Genomic DNA, 20,297 nt, shown 5'->3' with positions numbered 1-20,297 from the left:
CTGCGCGTTACTGCCTACATCGGCGTGCCCGGCCCACCGTTACACCCGTGATCCGACTGTGACGGATCAGCACGGGGACGGGTCGCCGATCGCAAGAAGTTCAGCTATCGGTCGAGTTGGAGGGTCTTCCAGGACTGGAGGGTGAGGGCGACGCCGGCGGCGACCACCGGGACGATGAGACTGAGTTGGAGTGGCGTGACCGCGATGTCGCTGTGGATGGCCCACAGCGCTGGTGTGGCGAAGGGATACCAGCCGCCGGCTCCGGCGATCACGGATACCTGGGACGTGACCAGGATGACGATGGTGGTCGCGATTCCGGCGAGAACCGACCTGCTGACCGTCGCCGCCCACGCGGCGGGTATGGCGATGACGATGCTGAACAGCGACAGGGCGAACTGCCGGCCTATCCATGGCGCCGCCTCGGCGGGAATCGGGCCGAGTCCGGCAGCCAGGCCGAGGATGATCAGGGTGACCAACAGAGCGGCAGCGGTGACGGTGCCCCAGGCTAGGTAGACGACGAGCTTGGCTGCGGCGAGCGTCCGTCGGGAGATCGGGATCGCGAAGAGGCCTGTGATGGTGCCGTCGGTGAACTCCCGGCTGAACAGCCAGCTCAGCACGACGCCGTACCCGACGAAGCCGGCAGCACCCGTCACTTGGACGGCGACCGCTAGGTAGCCTGCCCATCCGCCGGGGTCGACGAGTGGTCCGAGTTTGGCGGCCAACTGGGGGTCGTCGGTACGTACGGCGAACAGCATCGACGAGCAGATGAGCGAGATCCCGAGCACGATCAGGACCGAGGTAACGCGTACGACGGTCGCGCGCGTCAGCTTCGTGAACTCTGTGACGAGGCCGGTGATCATGCTGCTGTGTCATCGCTGTGGACGAGGGCGAAGAAGGAGCGCTCGATGTCGATGCCGTGCGGATCCAGCGATCCGATGATTCGCCCGGCGTTCAGCACCGAGATCCGGTCGGCCACGCGGGCGACTTCGTCGAGGTGATGGCTGCTGACCAAGACCCCTGCTCCGGCGCGCGAGCGGCGCAGCAATGCCTCGCGGAGCAGAATCACTCCGGCCGGATCGAGGGTGTTGGTCGGCTCGTCGAGCACGATGAAGGTGGGGTCGTGCTGCAGCGCGGAGGCGAGGCCTAGGCGTTGCTTGTTGCCGAGCGACAGTCTCCCCGCGCGGCGGTCGGCGTACTGGCCGAGATGTAGCTCTTCGATGGCCGCGTCGACGATGGCCGGTACGGCGGGGGCTGCGACGCCGTGGAGTCTCGCGCCGAGGACGAGGTTCTGTCTACAGGTCAGCTCGCGGTAGGCCAACGGGTAGTCGACGAGGTGTCCGACCTCCGTCCAGTCGGCCCGGCCGAGGTCTCGGCCGCCAATCGTCACGGCGCCGCGGTCCGGTTTGAGCATCCCCAGCAGGAGCCTCATGAGTGTGGACTTTCCGGCGCCGTTCAGCCCGACCAATGCATGGATCTCGCCCGGCGCGACCCGGATGTCGACGCCCCGTACGCCGGTGCCGTCGTCGAACGTGCGCACCAGACCGTGCGCGGCGACCGCGTCAGCCATGGCGATCTTCCAAGATATTCAGGGCATTCTCGATCGCCTGTCCGAGATCGTCGTTGTCGGTCATGCTCCACTCGAGCAGGGCCGTGTTGAGCGCGCCCATGACAGCGCTGGCTGCGATCATCGCCTCCGTCCGAGCAGTGGCGCCGTCGGCCAGCGCGCTCGCGATCACTGCTTCGGTCGCGGCCGTGCCGGAGGCGATGCTCGCACGCAGCGCCGGGGTCCGGGCGACGATCCGGAGCCGTATCCGTACCTCGGCGATGGATGGAGGCGGAACCTGCCGCCACGCTGCGCGGACTCCGCGGGCCGCACGGGTGATCGGATCGAGACTCGTCGGCTCCCCACGGATGAAGGCTCCGATGAGGGGGTCGTACGGATCGTCGACGAGCAGACTCGCCTTGCTGGGGAAGTGCCGGAAGCACGTCATCTCAGTCACCCCTGCCCGCGCGGCGATGTCGCCGACGCTTGTTGCGTCGTAACCGCGCTCGGTGAACAACTCCAACGCCGCGGTCAGTAGCCGTTCGCGTGTCCGTTCCGCTCGTGAGACCACGCTAGGAATGTTAGTCACTAACATTCGGTGGTCGCAAGAGTGCGGCGAGCGGGCATCCGTTCGAAATCGCCGCCTGGGCGCACCTGAGCCGCGCCCTCCGCAAAAGCCGACGGCGCAGGTGAATCTGGTGCCCCGGACGCCTGGGAAGCGTGACTGCAATTCCGCGTTGAAGGTGGGGGTGCGCTGGTCGTAGTTGGTGCGGGTGACGAGCGCGGTCACGACTTCACCGCGGTGGTTGAGGACCAGGTCGTCGTACACGAAGGAAGTCGACAGGCCCACCATGACAGCCGCCCACAGCAGGCTCAGGACCAGACGCAGCGTCGACCACTCGCCGACCGGCGAGGACAGGACGACGCGCTCGAGCCACGGACCGCCGTCTCGGTGTCTACCCGTGGCCACGACGACCACCCGCGGACCGCAGCCGTGAGTACGCGAGCCAGGCGCCGGCAATCGCGACACTGGCGGTTCCGCCGATCGCGACGAGACCCGAGACGCCGGATGGAATCCCGGTGTCCGCGGCGAAGTCCTCGGCGTCCACGAAAGCCATGACCTGCGACGGGTCGTCGGGTTTGTAGAGGATCCGCAGTGGCGGTGCGTACCGTGTTCCGGCCGCCGGTGGATGCCGGCCCTCGGAATTGCCTTCCGGGTCGCCCAGGCTGTTCGACAACATCGCCAGGTGTCGTTGCGCCGCCACGACGAAGGTCACCTCGACGGTGTCGATGGAGCTTCCACCCTTGCCGTACCGGACGTCGACGTCGACTCCATCGGCAGTGGTCGCGATACCGGCGTCCAGGAACTCCTGCGCGACGGTTTGCTGATGGTGGATGTCGAGGACGGCGACGACACCGAACAACGTCGCCAGGAGCGCGTAGATGCCGAGCACCGAGGCCCAGCGGGGAACGTTCAGCATGGTGTGCTTCCTTCGGCCGACGACAAGTACGTCGCCGACCAGGCTTCCCGGCACACCGTGCTCGATCGTGACGAGCTCAACAGCACTATCCGCGCAAAGGGCTCGCGCGTTACAAGGGTCAGGACGAGAGCAGCAGCGGCATCGTGAGGGCGTAGGCGCCGAGGAGCACGACGGCCTCGACGCGAGTGAGGGCGAGACCGCGGCGCAGGAGCATCCAGGCCAATGCGGCGGTGAGGATCATCGTGACGCTCAGGGCGACAGCTGCGCGTTCGGTCGCGGCTGAACCGGAGGCGATACCGACGACGGCGCCGCCGACCAGGCTGTTGAACAGGTTGCTGCCGAACAGGTTCCCGACGACGAGTTCGGACTCGCCGCGGCGCTGGGCCTGGACCGTGGTGACGAGCTCGGGAAGCGACGTCCCGAGCGCGACCAGCGTGAAGCCGATGATGACCTGCGGTACGCCGAGATCGGTCGCGATCGCCGACGCGTTGGAGACGAGCAGCTGAGCACCGGCGAGAACTCCGGCCAGACCGAGGACCGCGCGCACCGGCTCGAACCAGGTCGGCAGCCTCGACGCCTGCACCGGAACGTCAACCGTCGCGAGCGCCATGGTGAACTCCGTTGCCTCCTCCGCGACCTCCTCGTTGCTGCGCCCCTCGCGGGCCCAGCGGACGAGGACGAACACCGCGCACACCCCCGCGGCGCCGAGCACCGCGCCGGTCACCGGGCGCAGGCCAACCCACGCCAGGAACGAGAACAGAACGACAGCGCCCACGGCGAGCGGCACTTCGCGGCGAATCACGTGCGAGGTCACCGCCACCCGACCGGCCAGCGCTGCGATGCCGAGCACGAGAGTCAGATTCAGGATGTTGGACCCGGCGATGTTGCCGATCGCCAGTCCGGTGTCCCCGCGCGCCGCCGCGACCCCCGACACGAGGAACTCAGGCGCCGACGTACCAAGGCCGATGACGACCACGCCGACCACGACCGGGCTGATCCGCAACCGCTGCGCGAGCCGCGACGAACCGAGCACCAGATGATCCGCCGCCAAGGTCAGAACGACCAGCCCCGCAACGGCAAGCAGAACCCGCACCACCATGAGACCGCCCTCCGACCGGCAAACAACACCCCTGCCGCCGACCAGGCTTCCCGGCACACCAAGCAGCAAGATACCGCAGCGATCGTTCACTCGTCTCTCAAGTCGCGCCGTCAAGGTCACCATGAACGGGAGGGCTGACCGATGTTTCGCGCGACGTGGCAAGCCGGATCTGGACGTCTGCCCCATACTGACTGGAGGGAGGCTCGGCGGTGTCACCACGGCCGGGGAGGGGGAGGTCATGAGCGGTGGGGATTATTACGGCGGGTGGCTCGATCCGCGAGGTCTGATCGAGGCCCGGTCGTTGTTCGCGGGCATGCTGGAACTGCCGCGGGTGCTGTCCGATGATCGGTTGCCGAGGGAAGGGCTGGGCGTCCTGCTGACATTGAGCGGGCATCAGCCTTTGTGGTCGACACACGCCGTGGCCGTCGGTATGTCGCTCAGCACGGACCAGACCTCCGCGTACTGGCTGACCGAGGCGACCCGTTCTTCGGCGGAAGTGTTCTCGTACTTGGAGAGGTTCGATCTTCCGGTACACGGGGTGCCGTTTGCCGCGGCCGTTGTTGCACAGGCAATTGCGCCGGAGAGATTGGCCGAAGCCGCCCGGATTCTCGGAGCAAGCCACGCCATGTGTTCTCAGTCGTGCACGTTCGGCGGGACGCTCGACCGCGACTGCTACTACGCCTGCATTCTGGAAGCGTAGCCAGCATGTCCGGCCGTGGGGTCCTCCTGCACCTGGACAAACTGGGTGTGCTAGTTGTCGGCGCCGGCCTGATTGTTCTGTCGGGCTATGCAGACGTCTCCGCCGCGGCCGGTGACACCTTCACCGCGGCCGTCACCGTGCTGGTGTTCTTGCTGCCGTCCACGAGTCTGCTCGGCGGATACCTGACGAACGCGATCGACACCTCGTCCCGGCTACTGGCGCAGGCGCGGGACGACGCGACGCGGACCCGCCGTGCGGACGCCGCCCGGAACCACATCCAGACGCTGCTCGAGGTGGCCGGACCGTTGCGTCGTGCGATCGTTTACACCACCTTCGCTGTTCTGCTGTCCAGCGTTGCACTGTTCGATCCACATGGTCGTTGGCGCGACTTCACCGTCACCGAGAGCTTGATCGCGATCGCGGTGGCCCTGCTGGTGGGTACGGCGTTGACGGTGCTGCCTGCGACCTGGACCGTTCTCGAATACCGGCAGGCGCGCGAGTACCTCGACCGAGAACTGGAGGTGCTGGCCGCTCCGCGCTCGGCGCCAACTGCACCGACACCTGGCCAACCCGACTCGAAGGTGCACCTTCCCGCCAATCCGGCCGACAGAAAATGGTCGCTGTCCCTCGTACTGAGGGGCCCGTCGCGCCGCCGACCTCAGTAGGAGTTCCGCATCCTCTACCTTCGGGCAGGATCGCGGTCCATCATCGTCGTGTAGGGCAGGGGGAGCTTTTCAGGGGGATGCGATGGACGCGCCGAAAATCCGGCCGCTGAATCCGCGGTTGTCGCCGAAGCTCGATGTGTTCCTGGGCGGATCCGGCCAGGTCAACCAGGTGCGCGCGGCGCAGTGTCCGTCCGTGGCTTTGGCCGAGGGAGGCATCGAGCCGATGCCTACAGAGGCTGCGGTGACGCCGGTCTTGGCGGGAGGTGAGTTCGAGGCTTCTTCGGTGTCGGAGGCGATCGACGTCATGGCGGCCCAAGCCGTGCCTGGCGAGGCCGCTGCGTCCGCTGAGGCCCGCGAGAGGCCCGAAGCCAGAGGAGGCGAAAAGCTGGTCGAGGCGCTGGGGATGCCGGTCAAGATCCTGTCGGCGGCGGAGGTGGCTGAGCTTGCGGCCAAGCAGTCGCCGCAGGTACCGGACGAGAACGTTGCCTTCAGCCTCTTCGTCAAGATCGATCGGGATCTGACGCCGGCGGTCCGCGACAGCACCATTGCTGCGGTGAGCAACCAAGCGAGGCGGTCGCGCTGGAAGCTCGACACAGGCGTGGTCGAGGTCGCCGCGAAGGACGTCCGAGACCTGCTGGCCAACCAGGCCGTCGCATACATCGAGCCGGGGCAGGCTCTGCGGGGACCGGAGCCGGTCGTTGGCCGGAGCGTCACGAGCGGCCCGGGCGATGCGCGGCGGGTGAAGGCGGAGAGCGCTCGCCACAAGTACGGCGAGGGTGTGCTGGTCGGGATCATCGACGTCGGCGGCTTCGACTTCGCCCACCCGGACTTCCTGGATGACAACGGTTTGACTCGCTGGGAGGCGATCTGGGACCAGGCCGGCAGCACCCGACCCTCCCCGGCCTCGGCGACGCCGAAGCGGTTCGAGAACTTGAACTATGGTTCAGAGATACGCCGTGAACACATGAATGCGGCCATGAAGGGGGCACTCAGCCGGTCCATGGCCGCCACAAGCCTCGAGCCCCAGTCGCAGATGGTGGTGGGTTCGCATGGCACGCATGTGGCATCGATCGCCGCCGGCAACAGCGGAGTGGCCCGCAAGGCGTTCATCGCGGGCGTCCTCCTGGCGCTGCGCCCGGAGGACACTGCCGCAACGTCGAGCTTCTACGACTCCACGCGCATCGCCGACGCGGTCGAGTACCTGATCGAGCTCGCGACAGAACTCGGCAACGACGCCGCTCCGCTGCCGTTGTCGATCAATATCAGCCTGGGGACGAACGGGCATGCCCACGACACCTCGAGCGCCATGGCCCGGTGGATCGACAACGCGCTGGCCACGCGTGGCAGATGCGTGACAGTGGCGGCCGGCAACGCGGGCCAGGTCGAGCCCGGCTCGCCCACCGACAGGGGATACGTCACGGGGCGGATCCACGCGAGCGGGAGGATCCCGTCCACCAAGCTGCGGCACGAGCTCGGCTGGATTGTGGGTGGGGACGGCGTAGAGGATCTGTCCGAGAACGAACTGGAGATCTGGTACGGCCCTCAGGACCGCTTCGACGTCGAGGTCAAACCGCCCGGACACCCTTGGGTCCCGCCGGTCAGGCTCGGCCAGATGATCCGGAACGAGACCCTGGCGAACGGCACGGTCCTGAGCGTGTACAACGAGGCCTATCACCCCGCCAACGGGCTCAACAGGATCTCGGTGCTCCTCTCACCGTACTTCGGGCCGGACGCGCCGGACGGCCGGCGGCAACTGGGGCCGATTGCGTCCGGGGAGTGGCGTGTCCGCCTCACCGGAGCGGTCGTGCGTGACGGCAGCTTCGACGCATGGATCGAGCGCGACGATCCGCGGCGCCTGCCCGGATCCACGCGGCAGTGGCGCTATCCGTCGTATTTCGCGCCAGGGTCGTACACCAACGACCGGATGATCGGCTCGCTTGCCTGCGCCGAGCGCCTCGTGGCCGTGGCGAACGCCGACATCGACCGCAACGCAGCCCATGTCTCCTCGAGTCGCGGTCCGACCCGGGACGGCCGGCCAAAGCCCGATATCGCCGCCGATGGCACCGCTGTGGTTGCCGCCCGTGGGTTCGACAGCGAGTCCCTGTGGATCGAGATGACCGGCACCAGCATGGCAAGCCCGTACGTCTGCGGCGTTGCCGCCCTGATGCTCGGGATCCAGAAGAGCCTCACGTCAGCACAGATCCAGGGAATCATGCGTTCGACCTCCACACCGCTCCCCGGACAGACCTTCGGATGGCGCAACGACACCGGTTTCGGCCTGATCGACGCAGCCGCGTGTCTGCGCGCGACCGTAGAGTTCGCGGACATGGTGGCCAAGTCGACGGCCTCGAACCAGGGCGGGAGCCCGCGATGAAGCTCGAAGTGTTCTTCGCCAGGGATGGAGACTGTCTCCTGCTGACGTCGGCGGACGGGCGCCACATCTTGGTGGACGGTGGTCGATCGGACAGTTTCGAGACGGAGACGCGTCCCGTGTTGCAGGGGCTGGCTGACGCGGGTACGCCGCTCGATCTTGTGGTCGTCAGCCACATCGACGCCGATCACATCTCGGGAATCATCTCGCTGCTGCAGGATGTCGCGGCGTGGGAGGTGCACGACTTCCAGGTGAACGAGGGGAACAATCCCAACTTCCCCAAGCCCGCCCGGCCCCGTCCACCGCAGATCCACGGGCTTTGGCACAATTCGTGGCGAGCGCAGCTCAGCGATCTGGCCGGACCGGTCAGCGCCCTTGCCGAGCAGCTGTCCGAGGCCATCGAACTCGCCCCGGCCCGCGCGGAGCAGACGACCGGCACGGCGCGGATCGCGGTCGCGTCGATCACCGACCTGGCCGAGAGCATCAGCGACGGCATCCAGCTCGTCAGCCTCGCTGACGGACAGACGCCCGTCGTTCGCAACAAGGGCTTCGCGAACAAACTCGTGCGGCTGCGCGATCCCGTGCAGCGCAGGCGTTTCGGGCGCATCACCTTGACCGTGCTGGGACCGACTGAGGAACACCTGAAGGAGCTGCGGGAAGAATGGCGCGACTGGCTCGAGCGTACGCTCGGTCAGCGCCGGCCTCCCGGCGGCGGACCGGGATCGGAGGACGGACACGGACTCGGTCTCGATGATCTGCAGTTCGCAGGCCGGCCCACTTCGGTCGCGGAGGCCGAAGCCCTCATCACGGCCATCGGCGCTGCGGCGGAGATCATCGTGAAGTCGAATTCGGCCAGAGTGACACCTCCCAATCGGGCCTCGATCACGTTGCTCGCCGAGGAAGACGGCAAGACCTGCCTGCTGACCGGCGATGCTGCCGAAGACGAGATCCTCGAGGGCCTGACGGCCGCTGGGCGGCTGGCAGCTGACAAGCCGTTCCGCTGTGACATCGTCAAGGTCCAGCATCACGGCTCGGAGAACAACCTGACCGTGAACTTCGCTGAGCGCGTCCATGCCGACCACTACGTGTTCTGCGGCGACGGCGCCCACGGAAATCCCAATCCGCGGGTCATCGCGACAATCGTCGACTCGCGGCTCAAGGCCCGCGGTCCGTTTACTTTCTGGTTCAACTGCTCCGAGGATCGCACGATCCCCGGTCGCCGGGAAGCGCTGCGAGCAGCCATCAGAGAAGCCCAGGATGCAGCAGCGCAGCATCCGAACGAGATCGAGGTGAAGGTGCTCGACGATCGACGCGCATCGTTCGCAATTGAACTTTAGACTGCGTCAGCCAACGCCGTCCGGGTACGGGAACCGGCCGGGCACGGCCAGGTTCTGGTCGTAGTTGTCACGTAGCGACGAATCAGTCACCGCGTAGCCCCAGTTCGCGATCTGGTGCCGGCGCATTTCCGGCATCTTCGTCAGTCGAGTCGACACCAGGGCGAGGGTTTTCGTTTGCTCATACGTGCAAGGGAGCGTCGAAGCTGCGTGTGCGAACACGGCAGGGTCGGTGTTGATGGCCCAAAACGCTCCCTTTCGGAAACCACCTTTGAGAGCACCTACGATCTCGCGGCGTCGCAATCGGCGTACTTCGACGTCGAGAACCTCCAGGAGCCGTCGGGTTCCGAGCACCCAGTCCCGGTGTGGTTTTACCTTGATCGTGAAGGTGCCGCCGCCGTCACTGACGAACACAGTTCCGCATGTCTTCTTGACCGGTTCCAGGCCGAGGTTGTCGTACACCCCGCCGCGACCGCTGTCGCGAGTCGCGTCGTCGGGTAGTCGAACTTTCCGGTCCTCCAGTCCGCCATGTAAGGACGGCTGAACCTGAACAACGCTCCATTGCCGAGGTTCGTCGAACAGAAGATGAATCGTGGCCCGGCATGGTCACTCGGCAGATCCTGGAGCGTCTTGCCATGGTAGAGGTGCTCGTCGAAGGAATTCGCGACCCGCGCAGCGATACGGCCAGGGATGAGGCCGAGGAGAACCGAGGTGACGTCGATGCTTTCGCGTGGAACACCATCGCGCGATAGCCCCCTCCGGACAAGCAAAGACCTAGGGAGCCAGGCTCTGTCGGAGCCAGGTAGAGATCATTGGCAACCGCATCGCGTTCCTCGTCGGACACTGCGTCGGGGTTGTGTGCCATGAAGTCCCCCACTACGAATTCACAAGCAGGCACGAACCGGGGAGGATGCCTTTATCGTGCTCGCTGTTCTCCGGCTCGTCAACGACGGACTACGAACCATTCGCGTCTCGGACGACAATTCGCACAGCCGTTTTAGGCGACGCCGCCGGTTGACAGCGGGATATTCCAGGCAGAACCTGGTCGTGGGGGCGTGCCCGCTGACGGGTATTGCCAGGGGCCGAAGCAATGGGGGTCGGGGTAATGGCCGATGAACTGGCGCAGCGCGCTGCTGCGCTCGACCGGGTGGTACATGTGACGCTTCCGGCGGAAGTGGCGTTTGACATCGAGCGGTTCGGGAAGGTCCAGCTCGACATCCTGGGCAAGCTCGGTTGCCTGGGATGCTGCTCCGGCTGGGATATTCGCTACGACATCCAGCGGCGTTTCGTCGTGGACGCGGACCTCAACGTCCGGGAAGCCACAGCGCAGGGATGACGCCGCTCGGCGAGCTCCCGGAGCTCGGCGTCGGCATCGTCTACTGGCCTGAGCTCGTCGATTCACTGGAGCTGGCGCGGCAGCAGCTCGACGTCGTGGAGATCGAGCCGCAAGCGTTCTGGTTGCCTGCTGCGTCGTCGGAGTCCGGGTATGTGCTGGATCGGCGCGCCTTCAGTCATTTGCGTGGACTCCCGCAGCCGAAGATCGTGCACGGGGCGGGATTCCCCATCGGCGGGTCGGTTCCGGCATCCAAGCCGCAGATCGACGCGTTCGTCAGGTCCGTTCGCGAGCTTGACGGCGTGTGGGCGAGCGAGCACCTCAGCTTCAACCGGGTCCGCGACGGGGCACAGATTCGCGACCTGGGGTTTCTCCTGCCGCCGTTGCAGAATGCCGCGGGCCTTGAGGTGTACGGCGCGAATATCGGCGCGATGCGCGCGGCGCTGCCGGTGCCGTTCGCCGTGGAGACCGGGGTCAACTATTTGCGGACGCAGCCCGGAGAGCTGGCGGATGGCGAATTCTTCGCTTCGGTGGCGCGCACGGCCGACTGCGGCCTTCTGCTCGACGTCCACAACCTCTGGACGAACGAGCGGAACGGTCGGCAGCCGGTGCTGGAGGCTGTGGCGCAGCTGCCGCTGGATCGCGTGATCGAGTTGCATGTTGCAGGGGGCCAGGAGTTCGACGGCTACTGGGTCGATGCGCACAGCGGCCTGGTGCCCGGAGAAGTCCTTGACCTGACCCGGCAGATCGTCCCGCGGCTTCCGGCGCTCAAAGCGATCATCTACGAAGTGATGCCCGAGTACGTCGCCGAGTTCGGCATCACCGCGTCGGAGCTCGAGGCGCAGCTGGCGGCATTGCACGAGCTGTGGCAGACCCGGGGCCGCGACGTACCGCACCGAATGCCGAATCACGCGCGGGAGCAGGTACCGTGCGTGAGGCCGCCTTCCGATGCCTCGATGATGGACCTGGTCTCCCCCGAGCAGTGGGAAAGGGCCGTCGCAGAGGCTCTTGGCGGATCGACCGGAGGCCGACCCGCTGGGGACGAATCACCCGCTGTCGACCTATCGGACGATCCCGGCATCCATGTATTCCAGCGGCTTATCCGCGGTGTCAGGGCGGGGAAGGTGGCGAGTACGCTCACCATGACCACCCGGCTCCTCCTGATCTCGCTCGGCGAGGACGGGATGGATCAGCTCTTCGAGGAGTTCTGGGCCGCAGAGCCTACCCGGCCGGCCGCCTCGGAGGAGGCGGCTTCCTTCGCGCGCTTCCTCGGCCGGCACCCCGTCTGCCTTCAGATAGAGGCCCTGGTGGACGTGGTGGAGTTCGAGCTTGCGGCGCACCGAGCCGTTCTCACCGGGGAGGACCAGCGGTTGTCGCTGTCGATCGATCCCCGGCGGCTCATCGAGTCACTCCGGCAGGGAAAGCTGCCACCCACGCCTGCCGGCTCATTTGACATCACGGTGACGCCGCCCGCCCAGCCCCGCGTCGGCTGAGCTGCTCGTGAGCTGGACGTCGGGGATCAGGGCAGCAGTTGGATGACCGTGAGTGTGACGAAGACGGCGACCACGATGATGGCGATCACGCGGATCGCGATCTGCAGCGGCCGGCTCCACCATGGGAGCTTCTCGGTGTCCGGCTCCGGTCGGCGGGTGCTCATCCGGCCCTCCTTCGGTCAGCGGCGAAGGGAGCCAGCCGCGGCTGTGCGGGCACGGTTCGCAGAGGGGGGTTTCCGCTGCTTCGCGCCTCTCGGCTCCCTCCGCCTACCTTCAGTCCACGCCGGCACGTGGTCGCGCGGCAGAGCCGAAGGTCACCAGTCCGCGGAGCCGTCCGATGGCTTCTCGTCCTGGGAAGCGTGGAAAGCGTGGAAGGCGGCCGGTACGGCGAAGGCCAGGGCGGGGACGGACCAGAGCCAGAAGCCCCAGCCGAAGAGCATCAGCGCCAGGTGGAAGAGGATCACGGCGACGTAGCCGATGCGGGGGGACTTCACCAGCAGGATGGCGATGGTGAGTTCGGCGGCGGCGAGGAGCAGCGCGCAGGCCGTGGGGTGCCCCATGAAGATCTGCTGCCAGGCGTCGTGCGTCCAGTCGAACAGCGCCGCGTCGGCGAAGCCGTCGTACGAGTCCGGTGTGGAGAGCGCCAGGAAGGTGTGGACGGCGGCGCCGGAGCCGAAGAGGGCGACGAAGCCCCACTGGATCGCGCGCCAGGCAGTTGCCGCGGGCACCTGGGTGTCGGGCGTGGTCATGGTCAGCCTCCCGTTACGACGAGCGTCGGTCGTCGGTGTGCCGCCGGCCAGTGACCAAAGACCTCTGGCTGCCGCCGAACGTCACGACCGGCAGCTTCTCCGGCCCAGTACGAGGGCCGATCTGTCGTCCACATCACAGCGATCACCCGCCGGACGGGTCTTTCGGCCCTACGGGTGACGCCGGGGCGGCGGTTCGCTCGAAAGGCACGGACTCGTCGAGTCGAAGGAGAAAGATCATGCAGTACGTCGCACCCGGGAAGCCCGGAAGTCCGGTCGAGGTCGCGGCACGGTACGCGAACTTCATCGGCGGCAGGTGGGTGGAGCCGTCGAAGGGTGAGCATCGCGTCGACCTGAGCCCGGCCACGGCCGAGCCGATCACCGAGGTGGCGCACTCGACGCCGGAGGACGTCGAGCTGGCGCTGGACGCCGCGCACGCCGCGAAGGATGCCTGGGGTGAGAAGTCCGCGGCCGAGCGCGCAGAGGTTCTGAACGCGGTCGCCGACGCGGTGGACGCGAACAAGGAGATGCTGGCCGTCGCCGAGAGCTGGGAGAACGGCAAGCCGGTCCGCGAGACGCTGAACGCGGACATTCCGCTGGTGGTCGACCACTTCCGGTACTTCGCCTCCGCGGCGCGGGCCGAGGAGGGGCGGACGACGGAGATCGGCAAGGACCTGGTCGCGTACCACTTCCGTGAGCCGCTCGGCGTCGTCGGTCAGATCATCCCGTTCAACTTCCCGCTGCTGATGGCGGCCTGGAAACTCGCGCCGGCGTGGGCCGCGGGCAACTGTTCGGTGATGAAGCCCGCCTCGCCGACCCCGTGGTCGATCCTCAAGCTGGCCGAGGTGATCGGCGACATCGTTCCGCCGGGCGTGTTCAACATCGTGACCGGGCCGGGTGCCGAGATCGGCAGGGCGCTCGCCACCAGTCCGCGGATCGCGAAGATCGGATTCACCGGCGAGACGGTGACCGGGCGGCTGATCATGCAGTACGCCGCGCAGAACCTGATCCCGTCGACGGTCGAGCTCGGCGGCAAGAGCCCGAACATCTTCTTCGGCGACGTGATGGCACACGACGACAAGTTCCTCGACAAGGCGGTCGAGGGCCTGGTGCTGTACGCGTTCAACAAGGGCGAGGTCTGCACCTGCCCGTCGCGCGCACTGATCCAGGAGGACATCTACGACGCGTTCATGGGGCGCTGCCTGGACCGGATCGCGCTGATCAAGCAGGGCAACCCGCTCGACACCGAGACCCAACTCGGGGCGCAGGTCTCGCAGGCGCAGCTGGACAAGATCGCGTCGTACGTCGAGATCGGCCGCGACGAAGGCGCCGAGGTACTGATCGGCGGTGAGCGCGCCAAGGTCGCCGGTGAGTTCGAGAACGGGTACTACTTCCAGCCGACCGTGCTGCGCGGCGACAACCGGATGCGGGTCTTCCAGGAGGAGATCTTCGGGCCGGTGCTCGCGGTGACCACGTTCAAGGACGAGGCCGAGGCGCTCGCGATCGCCAACGACACGCTCTACGGCCTGGGCGCCGGCGTGTGGACGCGGGACGGCAGCCGTGCGTACCGGATGGGCCGGGCGATCAAGGCCGGCCGGGTGTGGACGAACTGCTACCACCAGTACCCGGCGGGCGCGGCGTTCGGCGGCTACAAGATCTCCGGTATCGGCCGGGAGAACCACCGGATGATGCTCGACCACTACAGCCAGACCAAGAACCTGCTCGTCAGCTACAGCGACGAGCCGCTCGGGCTGTTCTGACCTGATGTCCGTCAAGCGCATCACGGCCACAGCGGCCGCGCACACGGCGATTCTTGGCCTGTGCGCGGACCGCGGGCCGGTCATGTTCGTGCAGTCCGGCGGCTGTTGCGCCGGCAGCGCCCCGATGTGTTACCCGTCCGGCGAGTTCCTCATCGGTGCGGGCGACGTGCTGCTCGGCGACATCGAGGGCTGCCCGTTCTACATCGACTACGCGCTGGACCAGGCTTGGGGCGAGTCCACGTTCCAGCTCGACGTCGCGCCCGGGGAGCCGGAGGGTTTCTCGCTCGCGGCCGGGCCCGGCACCCATTTCGTCACCCGGTCCGCCAAGTGCTCTGTGAATGAACCGTCATGAGAGCCGCGCCCGCCGTTCCCCTTCTGAAAGGTGTGAGATGAGCCTGTTGATCGGCTGCCCGCAGGAGACGGGCTGGCACGAGAACCGGGTGGCCGTCACCCCCGACGTGGTGGGGCGGCTGGGCCGGGCCGGTTTCGAGGTCGTCCTCGAGGCCGGCGCCGGGACCGCCGCCGGCTTCCCCGACGAGGCGTACGTCGTGGCCGGCGCGCGGATCGCGGAGCGCTCGGACGTGTTCGCCCAGGCGGACATCCTGGCGGTGGTCCAGCGTCCGGACTGCCGGCGGCTGCGTCCCGGCCAGATCGTGATCGGCCTGCTCCGCCCGTACGACGCGGCCGAGGAGCTGGCCGGTGTCACTGCGCTCAGCTTCGAGGGACTGCCGCGGACGCTCAGCCGGGCCCAGTCGATGGACGTGCTCACCTCGCAGGCCAACGTGGCGGGGTACAAGGCGGCCGTACTCGCCGCGGACACCTTCGGCGGGTTCTTCCCGATGATGATGACCGCGGCCGGAACGGTCCGTCCGGCCAAGGTCCTCGTGCTCGGCGGCGGAGTCGCCGGCCTCCAGGCGATCGGTACGGCGCGCCGGCTCGGCGCGCTGGTCACGGGGTACGACGTCCGGGCCGCGGCGCGCGCCGACATCGCGTCGACCGGCGCGGCCGTCCTCGATCTGGGGGTGGACGCCGAAGGAGAAGGCGGCTACGCGCGCACCCTGACCGCGGACGAGCAAGCCGCCCAGCAGCGGGCACTGGTGGACGCGATCCGGGACTTCGACGTCGTCATCACCACCGCTCAGGTGCCGGGGCATCGTCCACCTGAACTGGTGCCGGCCGCCGCGCTCGCTGCGATGGCGCCCGGATCGGTGGTGGTCGACCTGGCCGCCGGTCCGCTCGGCGGCAACGTCGCGGGATCGCCTGCGGACGGCCGGACCGAGACCGAGAACGGCGTGGTCGTCCTCGGGGCAGGCAACCTGCCGGCCCAGCTGCCGCGCGCCGCATCGCACGCCTGGGCGCGCAACCTCGCGTCCGTGCTCGAGTACCTGACCCAGGACGGTTCCGTCGTGCTCGACCCGGACGACGAGATCACGGCCGGCCTGCTCGTGCACCCGAAGGAGACAGTCTCATGACACCGGTACTGCTCGCCGACATCACCGTCTTCGTGCTCAGTGTGCTGGTCGGCTTCGAGGTCATCACCAAGGTCCCCGCGACCCTGCACACGCCGCTGATGTCCGGCGCCAACGCCATCCACGGCGTGGTCGTGGTCGGCGTGATGATCGTTGCCGCCAGCATCGACACGACGATCGGCTACGTACTGCTGTTCGTCGCCGCCGCGTTCGCTGCCGCCAACGTGGTCGGCGGGTACGTCGTCACCGACCGCATGCTGGAGATGTTCCGCCGATGAACACCACGACGCATCTGCTCTACCTGGGTACGGCGGTCTGCTTCGTGCTCGGTCTGCACCTGATGAACTCGCCGGCGACCGCACGCCGCGGCAACCAGTTGTCCGCGTTCGGGATGGCCGTGGCGATCGCGCTCACCGTCGTCGTACTGATCGACGACGGCACGATGACGCTCACCGCGACCGTCGTCCTCGCGATCGGCGTGCTGGTGGGGTCCACGGCCGGACTGATCGCGGCCCGGCGGGTGAAGATGACCGCGATGCCGCAGTTGGTCAGCCTGTTCAACGCGGTCGGCGGCGGCGCGGCAGCACTCATCGCGTTCGGCGACGCGCTGCCCGGCTCGACGGGCCGGCCGACCAGTACGACGCTCGCCACGTTCCTGGACGTGCTGATCGGCGCTGTCACGTTCTCGGGCTCGTTGATCGCCGCGGGCAAACTCGCCGGTGTCGTGCCCGGGCGGCCGTTGACGTTCGCCGGCGGACGGCTCGTCAACCTGCTGCTCGGTCTGACCGCGCTGACCGCTGGGGTGCTCTACACGGCGCGGGGCGGCCTCGGAGCCCTCGGGATCCTGACCGGCGCCGCGCTGGCCGTCGGCGTACTGGCGACGCTGCCGATCGGCGGCGCCGACATGCCGGTGGTGATCTCGCTGCTGAACGCCTGCACCGGAACGGCGGTGGCGATGGCGGGGTTCGTGATCGGGAGTACGCCGCTGATCATCGCGGGTGCGCTCGTCGGCGCGGCCGGTGGCATTCTGACCAAGCTGATGGCGGTCGCGATGAACCGGTCGCTGCTGAACATCGTCGCGGGCGGTTTCGGTACCGGCGACGAGCAGGCCATGTCCGCGACGACCGCGATCGGCAGCGTCCGTGCGGTGACGGCGGACGATGCGGCGCTGCAACTTGCGTACGCCCGCAAGGTCGTCATCGTGCCCGGCTACGGGCTCGCGGCGGCGCAGGCCCAGCACGAGGTGGTGGAGCTCGCGCAGGCCCTGGCCGAGCGCGGCGTCGACGTCAGCTACGGCATCCATCCGGTCGCCGGCCGGATGCCGGGGCACATGAACGTCCTGCTGGCCGAGGCGAACGCGCCGTACCCGCTGCTCAAGGATCTCGACGAGATCAACCCGCAGTTCGCGGCGACCGATGTCGTCCTGGTCGTCGGTGCGAACGACGTGACGAATCCGGCCGCGCGCCGGCCGGGCAACGCGGTCTCCGGGATGCCGATCCTGGACGTCGACAAGGCCCGCAGCGTGATCGTGGTGAAGCGTTCGCTCGGCCACGGGTACGCCGGGATCGACAACGAGCTCTACACGAATCCGCGCACGGCGATGTTGTTCGGCGACGCGAAGGTCGTCCTGACGGCCTTGATCACCGAGCTCCAGGCCTACGCCGTAGAACGCTGAGCCGGCTGCGCAGCCGTCGGCCTCGCTCCGCACGGGACGTTCGGCCCTGCTCCGCGGGTACGGGACGGCAGACGCTGGATGCATGAGGGCATCAGCCAACGACCCGCGGTCGATGCCGAATTCCAGGGGGATGCCATGAGCTCGGTGAATGTCCAACTCACTGTCCGCGGCGACGTTCCGGAGTCGAGTGCGGAGTACGCGCGCGACAAGTTCCGCCACCTCGTGAGCCGCCGGGCAGACCGCGTCGACCTCGTGCACGTGGTACTGGCCGTTGCGGCCAACCGGGCGCACGAGGCGCCGGCCAGTGTCGCGGCCGAGGCGGATGTCGGCGGGGCACGGGTGCACGCGCACGCGACGGCGGCCGTACTGACGGAGGCAGTCGACGAGGCAGTGGATCGCCTCCGCCGCCAGCTCACCGACCTCAGCGAACGGCCGCGGTCCCGCCGTCACACCGGGCTTGCGAAGGCGGCGGCCGGAGACCAGGACGACGAAGAATCGGAGGAACCGGACCATGAGTGAGAACCGACCTGGGCGCCCTCCGGACCGGGTGGTCCGCGACGTCCGTGCACGCTGGGCGATCGCGGTCGCGTGCCTGGCGATCATCGCGCTCGCGGTGACGATGGTCATCCTGTTCAACGATTCCGGCAAGGATTCCGGTACGTCGCAGGCGCCGGCCCCGACGGTCACGCAGACCGGGCCGACGCAGACCGGGCCGACGGTGACCGGGCCGACGGTGACCGGGACGCCGAAACCGTCGCCGACGACGAGCACACCGGCGCACCAGACTTTCCGCTACCAGCCGTTGTGGCCGTTCACGTCCGAGGACGCAGTGGCGGACTGGCAGCAGGCCTACCGCAGCGGCGGCACGCAACCCTGGCACCTCGACCCGGCGCAGACCGCGCTGTCGTTCACGACCGGGTTCCTGGGCTTCCATGAGATCGACCTGGTGGTGGCGAAGTCCGTGCGCGGTGACGAGGCCTATGTGTCGGTCGGCTACCGCGCCGAGCACAACCCGCCGTCGGTCGCGGCCGTCATCCACCTCGCCCGGTTCGGGCAGGGCGACGACGCCCCGTGGGAGGTCGTCGGGACCCGGGACAGCAGCCTGACGCTGACGCAACCGCGGTACGGCGCCGCGGCCCACTCGCCTATGACGGTCGGCGGGCGGATCACGGGCGTCGACGAGGCCATCCGCGTCGACGTACGTCAGGCGTCGACCGAAGCCCGGCTCGGAACGTTGTGCTGCGTGGCCGCGGGTGGCCAGTCGCAGCCGTGGTCGGCGCAGGTGACCTTCCAGGGAGCGACGGATCCCGCGGTCGTCGTCGTGGCGTCGACCGGCGGCCACTACCAGGGCGTCGAGGCCTTCGCGATCACGGCGATCCGCACCGTCGACTGATGGCGCCCCCGATGACACTCGATCCGCGGACGCCGCCCGGCCGCCCGCTGCGCTTCCGACGATGAACGAGACGCTGCGGTTCGGGCGGATCGCCGGCATCCCGATCGGCGCGCACTGGTCGGTGCTGCTGATGATGGGGCTGGTCAGCTACACGCTGGCCTCGACCGCGCTGCCCGAACTCGTTCCGGGCCGCAGCGCGACGGCGTACTGGACCACGGGTGTCGTCGCGGCGATCGCCTTCGTGGCGTCGCTGCTCGCCCACGAACTCGCGCACGGGCTGACCGCCCGCCGGTACCAGCTGCCGGTTCAGCGGATCACGCTGTGGATGCTGGGCGGCGTGAGTGTGCTGGACGGCGATCCGGCCACCCCCCGTGCGGCGTTCATGATCGCGGCCGCGGGGCCGGCCACGAGCGTCGGCATCGGTGTCGTGTCCGGCGGTGGCGGGTTGCTGCTCGCGGCCGTCCGTGCTCCGGAGCTGCTGCAGGCGACCGTGCTGTGGTTCGCGGTGATGAACATCGCGCTCGGTGTCTTCAACCTGCTGCCCGGCGTACCGCTGGACGGCGGCCGGGTGGTGCGCGCCTGGCTCTGGCATCGATACGGCGACCCCGACCGGGCGACCGCGGTGGCGTCGGTCGCCGGCCAGACCGTCGGCGGGCTGGTGGCGGTTGCGGGAATCGTGCAACTGGTGACGCGGGATGCGGGCGGCTTCTGGCTGATCGCGGTCGGTTACGTGATCGCGATCGCCGCGACCGCCGAGGGCCGGCAGGCGCGTGCGCGCAGTGCGGGTGAGCGGCTGGTCGCAGGTGACGTGATGCGGCCGGCGACCAGGTCCGGCGCCGGATCGCTGTCGATCGACCGGTTCCTCGCCGGGATGCTTCCGGACATCCCGCAACTCGTCTTCCCCGTGGTGGGACCCGACGGCCGCACGACCGGCGTGGTCAGCCTCGGCCGCCTGGCCGCCGTACCGATGGAACTGCGCTCCACGACAGTGCTCGCTGACGTCCAGACCCCACTCGAAGAGCTCCCCGTCGTCGACCCACGAGCACCGCTCGCCGACCTGCGGCAACTCGGCTCTGACGAGGTCGCGCTGGTCGTCGAGGCCGCGCAGCTGGTCGGTCTGGTCACCGGGTACGACGTCGCGCGCGCCCTCGATCAGGACGGGTCGAGATCGACGTGAGTCCGGCGCCCAGCGGCCTGACGAATTCGGGACCAAAGGCCCTGCTGAGCGCGGTCGA

Annotated in this window: 23 protein-coding genes; 15 read left to right on the top strand and 8 right to left on the bottom strand. The window is 68.1% G+C overall.

The features are described 5' to 3' along the window. Window positions 1-104: 104 nt before the first annotated feature. The 5 genes from ACWEOO_RS26365 to ACWEOO_RS26345 all read right to left on the bottom strand — a co-directional run bounded on the left by ACWEOO_RS26365 (window position 105) and on the right by ACWEOO_RS26345 (window position 4,123). Window positions 105-860, bottom strand: coding sequence for an ABC transporter permease (locus tag ACWEOO_RS26365; RefSeq protein ID WP_452145294.1), 756 nt, complete (start codon window positions 858-860; stop codon window positions 105-107). Continuing rightward, complete coding sequence (locus tag ACWEOO_RS26360; protein ID WP_452145293.1) at window positions 857-1,567, bottom strand: ABC transporter ATP-binding protein; 711 nt, start codon at window positions 1,565-1,567, stop codon at window positions 857-859. The genes ACWEOO_RS26365 and ACWEOO_RS26360 overlap by 4 nt, the downstream gene beginning before the upstream one ends. Continuing rightward, window positions 1,560-2,522: a TetR/AcrR family transcriptional regulator gene (locus ACWEOO_RS26355; RefSeq protein ID WP_452145292.1), complete on the bottom strand. Its 963-nt coding sequence runs from the start codon at window positions 2,520-2,522 to the stop codon at window positions 1,560-1,562. The genes ACWEOO_RS26360 and ACWEOO_RS26355 overlap by 8 nt, the downstream gene beginning before the upstream one ends. Continuing rightward, window positions 2,500-3,024 (bottom strand): hypothetical protein, encoded by a 525-nt coding sequence (locus tag ACWEOO_RS26350; protein WP_452145291.1) that lies wholly within the window; start codon window positions 3,022-3,024, stop codon window positions 2,500-2,502. The genes ACWEOO_RS26355 and ACWEOO_RS26350 overlap by 23 nt, the downstream gene beginning before the upstream one ends. A 118-nt stretch (window positions 3,025-3,142) precedes the next feature. Next, complete coding sequence (locus ACWEOO_RS26345) at window positions 3,143-4,123, bottom strand: calcium/sodium antiporter (RefSeq protein WP_452145290.1); 981 nt, start codon at window positions 4,121-4,123, stop codon at window positions 3,143-3,145. Window positions 4,124-4,361: 238 nt separating this feature from the next. Between ACWEOO_RS26345 and ACWEOO_RS26340 the strand changes: the two genes are divergently transcribed. The 4 genes from ACWEOO_RS26340 (at window position 4,362) to ACWEOO_RS26325 (ending at window position 9,196) form a co-directional block, all read left to right on the top strand. Then, complete coding sequence (locus ACWEOO_RS26340) at window positions 4,362-4,823, top strand: hypothetical protein (RefSeq protein WP_452145289.1); 462 nt, start codon at window positions 4,362-4,364, stop codon at window positions 4,821-4,823. A gap of 5 nt (window positions 4,824-4,828) precedes the next feature. Beyond that, window positions 4,829-5,488, top strand: a complete 660-nt coding sequence (locus tag ACWEOO_RS26335) for a hypothetical protein (RefSeq protein ID WP_452145288.1) — start codon at window positions 4,829-4,831, stop codon at window positions 5,486-5,488. Window positions 5,489-5,570: 82 nt separating this feature from the next. After that, the gene (locus ACWEOO_RS26330) at window positions 5,571-7,862 is read left to right on the top strand and encodes a S8 family serine peptidase (RefSeq protein ID WP_452145287.1); all 2,292 of its coding nucleotides are present in this window, start codon (window positions 5,571-5,573) and stop codon (window positions 7,860-7,862) included. Further along, window positions 7,859-9,196 carry an MBL fold metallo-hydrolase gene (locus tag ACWEOO_RS26325; protein ID WP_452145286.1) on the top strand — a complete coding sequence of 446 codons (1,338 nt, stop codon included), beginning with the start codon at window positions 7,859-7,861 and terminating at the stop codon, window positions 9,194-9,196. The genes ACWEOO_RS26330 and ACWEOO_RS26325 overlap by 4 nt, the downstream gene beginning before the upstream one ends. Before the next feature lie 6 nt (window positions 9,197-9,202). Here ACWEOO_RS26325 and ACWEOO_RS26320 read toward each other — a convergent pair whose 3' ends face one another. Further along, window positions 9,203-9,655, bottom strand: coding sequence for a hypothetical protein (locus tag ACWEOO_RS26320; protein WP_452145285.1), 453 nt, complete (start codon window positions 9,653-9,655; stop codon window positions 9,203-9,205). Between the two features lie 140 nt (window positions 9,656-9,795). On the opposite strand from ACWEOO_RS26320, the gene ACWEOO_RS26315 reads away from it, so the two are divergent. The 3 genes from ACWEOO_RS26315 to ACWEOO_RS26305 all read left to right on the top strand — a co-directional run bounded on the left by ACWEOO_RS26315 (window position 9,796) and on the right by ACWEOO_RS26305 (window position 12,019). Further along, window positions 9,796-9,945, top strand: coding sequence for a hypothetical protein (locus ACWEOO_RS26315; protein WP_452145284.1), 150 nt, complete (start codon window positions 9,796-9,798; stop codon window positions 9,943-9,945). Between the two features lie 353 nt (window positions 9,946-10,298). Continuing rightward, window positions 10,299-10,529, top strand: a complete 231-nt coding sequence (locus ACWEOO_RS26310) for a hypothetical protein (protein ID WP_452145283.1) — start codon at window positions 10,299-10,301, stop codon at window positions 10,527-10,529. Beyond that, window positions 10,526-12,019 carry a DUF692 domain-containing protein gene (locus ACWEOO_RS26305; RefSeq protein ID WP_452145282.1) on the top strand — a complete coding sequence of 498 codons (1,494 nt, stop codon included), beginning with the start codon at window positions 10,526-10,528 and terminating at the stop codon, window positions 12,017-12,019. Before ACWEOO_RS26310 ends, ACWEOO_RS26305 begins: the two co-directional genes overlap by 4 nt. A 26-nt stretch (window positions 12,020-12,045) precedes the next feature. Here ACWEOO_RS26305 and ACWEOO_RS26300 read toward each other — a convergent pair whose 3' ends face one another. Beyond that, complete coding sequence (locus tag ACWEOO_RS26300) at window positions 12,046-12,183, bottom strand: hypothetical protein (protein ID WP_452145281.1); 138 nt, start codon at window positions 12,181-12,183, stop codon at window positions 12,046-12,048. A gap of 150 nt (window positions 12,184-12,333) precedes the next feature. Further along, window positions 12,334-12,768 carry a hypothetical protein gene (locus ACWEOO_RS26295; RefSeq protein ID WP_452145280.1) on the bottom strand — a complete coding sequence of 145 codons (435 nt, stop codon included), beginning with the start codon at window positions 12,766-12,768 and terminating at the stop codon, window positions 12,334-12,336. Between the two features lie 233 nt (window positions 12,769-13,001). Here ACWEOO_RS26295 and ACWEOO_RS26290 point away from each other — a divergent pair, with 233 nt between their 5' ends. The 8 genes from ACWEOO_RS26290 to ACWEOO_RS26255 all read left to right on the top strand — a co-directional run bounded on the left by ACWEOO_RS26290 (window position 13,002) and on the right by ACWEOO_RS26255 (window position 20,239). Beyond that, window positions 13,002-14,525: an aldehyde dehydrogenase family protein gene (locus tag ACWEOO_RS26290; RefSeq protein WP_452145313.1), complete on the top strand. Its 1,524-nt coding sequence runs from the start codon at window positions 13,002-13,004 to the stop codon at window positions 14,523-14,525. A 4-nt stretch (window positions 14,526-14,529) separates the two neighbouring features. Then, window positions 14,530-14,877: a DUF779 domain-containing protein gene (locus ACWEOO_RS26285; RefSeq protein WP_452145279.1), complete on the top strand. Its 348-nt coding sequence runs from the start codon at window positions 14,530-14,532 to the stop codon at window positions 14,875-14,877. Between the two features lie 37 nt (window positions 14,878-14,914). Then, window positions 14,915-15,997 carry an NAD(P) transhydrogenase subunit alpha gene (locus ACWEOO_RS26280; protein ID WP_452145278.1) on the top strand — a complete coding sequence of 361 codons (1,083 nt, stop codon included), beginning with the start codon at window positions 14,915-14,917 and terminating at the stop codon, window positions 15,995-15,997. Further along, complete coding sequence (locus tag ACWEOO_RS26275) at window positions 15,994-16,272, top strand: NAD(P) transhydrogenase subunit alpha (RefSeq protein WP_359922772.1); 279 nt, start codon at window positions 15,994-15,996, stop codon at window positions 16,270-16,272. The genes ACWEOO_RS26280 and ACWEOO_RS26275 overlap by 4 nt, the downstream gene beginning before the upstream one ends. Next, window positions 16,269-17,669: an NAD(P)(+) transhydrogenase (Re/Si-specific) subunit beta gene (locus ACWEOO_RS26270; RefSeq protein ID WP_452145277.1), complete on the top strand. Its 1,401-nt coding sequence runs from the start codon at window positions 16,269-16,271 to the stop codon at window positions 17,667-17,669. The genes ACWEOO_RS26275 and ACWEOO_RS26270 overlap by 4 nt, the downstream gene beginning before the upstream one ends. A 135-nt stretch (window positions 17,670-17,804) precedes the next feature. Continuing rightward, window positions 17,805-18,188, top strand: coding sequence for an HPF/RaiA family ribosome-associated protein (locus ACWEOO_RS26265; protein ID WP_452145276.1), 384 nt, complete (start codon window positions 17,805-17,807; stop codon window positions 18,186-18,188). Then, a complete protein-coding gene (locus ACWEOO_RS26260; protein WP_452145275.1) occupies window positions 18,181-19,062 on the top strand; it encodes a hypothetical protein in 882 nt (293 codons plus the stop codon). The genes ACWEOO_RS26265 and ACWEOO_RS26260 overlap by 8 nt, the downstream gene beginning before the upstream one ends. A 61-nt stretch (window positions 19,063-19,123) precedes the next feature. After that, window positions 19,124-20,239, top strand: a complete 1,116-nt coding sequence (locus tag ACWEOO_RS26255) for a site-2 protease family protein (RefSeq protein ID WP_452145274.1) — start codon at window positions 19,124-19,126, stop codon at window positions 20,237-20,239. Window positions 20,240-20,297 lie beyond the last annotated feature (58 nt).

Source organism: Kribbella sp. NPDC004138, assembly GCF_053603655.1.
The sequence above is the reverse complement of the archived record's forward strand: the minus strand, read 5'-3'. Positions and strand labels throughout refer to the sequence as shown.

Excerpts from the sequence above, each read along its gene's own strand:
- ACWEOO_RS26345 (WP_452145290.1), bottom strand. The coding sequence starts at position 4,123 with ATGGTGGTGCGGGTTCTGCTTGCCGTTGCGGGGCTGGTCGTTCTGACC.
- ACWEOO_RS26270 (WP_452145277.1), top strand. The coding sequence starts at position 16,269 with ATGAACACCACGACGCATCTGCTCTACCTGGGTACGGCGGTCTGCTTC.
- ACWEOO_RS26295 (WP_452145280.1), bottom strand. The coding sequence starts at position 12,768 with ATGACCACGCCCGACACCCAGGTGCCCGCGGCAACTGCCTGGCGCGCG.
- ACWEOO_RS26275 (WP_359922772.1), top strand. The coding sequence starts at position 15,994 with ATGACACCGGTACTGCTCGCCGACATCACCGTCTTCGTGCTCAGTGTG.
- ACWEOO_RS26265 (WP_452145276.1), top strand. The coding sequence starts at position 17,805 with ATGAGCTCGGTGAATGTCCAACTCACTGTCCGCGGCGACGTTCCGGAG.
- ACWEOO_RS26350 (WP_452145291.1), bottom strand. The coding sequence starts at position 3,024 with ATGCTGAACGTTCCCCGCTGGGCCTCGGTGCTCGGCATCTACGCGCTC.
- ACWEOO_RS26285 (WP_452145279.1), top strand. The coding sequence starts at position 14,530 with ATGTCCGTCAAGCGCATCACGGCCACAGCGGCCGCGCACACGGCGATT.
- ACWEOO_RS26260 (WP_452145275.1), top strand. The coding sequence starts at position 18,181 with ATGAGTGAGAACCGACCTGGGCGCCCTCCGGACCGGGTGGTCCGCGAC.
- ACWEOO_RS26305 (WP_452145282.1), top strand. The coding sequence starts at position 10,526 with ATGACGCCGCTCGGCGAGCTCCCGGAGCTCGGCGTCGGCATCGTCTAC.
- ACWEOO_RS26310 (WP_452145283.1), top strand. The coding sequence starts at position 10,299 with ATGGCCGATGAACTGGCGCAGCGCGCTGCTGCGCTCGACCGGGTGGTA.
- ACWEOO_RS26255 (WP_452145274.1), top strand. The coding sequence starts at position 19,124 with ATGAACGAGACGCTGCGGTTCGGGCGGATCGCCGGCATCCCGATCGGC.
- ACWEOO_RS26335 (WP_452145288.1), top strand. The coding sequence starts at position 4,829 with ATGTCCGGCCGTGGGGTCCTCCTGCACCTGGACAAACTGGGTGTGCTA.
- ACWEOO_RS26315 (WP_452145284.1), top strand. The coding sequence starts at position 9,796 with ATGGTCACTCGGCAGATCCTGGAGCGTCTTGCCATGGTAGAGGTGCTC.
- ACWEOO_RS26330 (WP_452145287.1), top strand. The coding sequence starts at position 5,571 with ATGGACGCGCCGAAAATCCGGCCGCTGAATCCGCGGTTGTCGCCGAAG.
- ACWEOO_RS26340 (WP_452145289.1), top strand. The coding sequence starts at position 4,362 with ATGAGCGGTGGGGATTATTACGGCGGGTGGCTCGATCCGCGAGGTCTG.
- ACWEOO_RS26365 (WP_452145294.1), bottom strand. The coding sequence starts at position 860 with ATGATCACCGGCCTCGTCACAGAGTTCACGAAGCTGACGCGCGCGACC.
- ACWEOO_RS26300 (WP_452145281.1), bottom strand. The coding sequence starts at position 12,183 with ATGAGCACCCGCCGACCGGAGCCGGACACCGAGAAGCTCCCATGGTGG.
- ACWEOO_RS26360 (WP_452145293.1), bottom strand. The coding sequence starts at position 1,567 with ATGGCTGACGCGGTCGCCGCGCACGGTCTGGTGCGCACGTTCGACGAC.
- ACWEOO_RS26280 (WP_452145278.1), top strand. The coding sequence starts at position 14,915 with ATGAGCCTGTTGATCGGCTGCCCGCAGGAGACGGGCTGGCACGAGAAC.
- ACWEOO_RS26325 (WP_452145286.1), top strand. The coding sequence starts at position 7,859 with ATGAAGCTCGAAGTGTTCTTCGCCAGGGATGGAGACTGTCTCCTGCTG.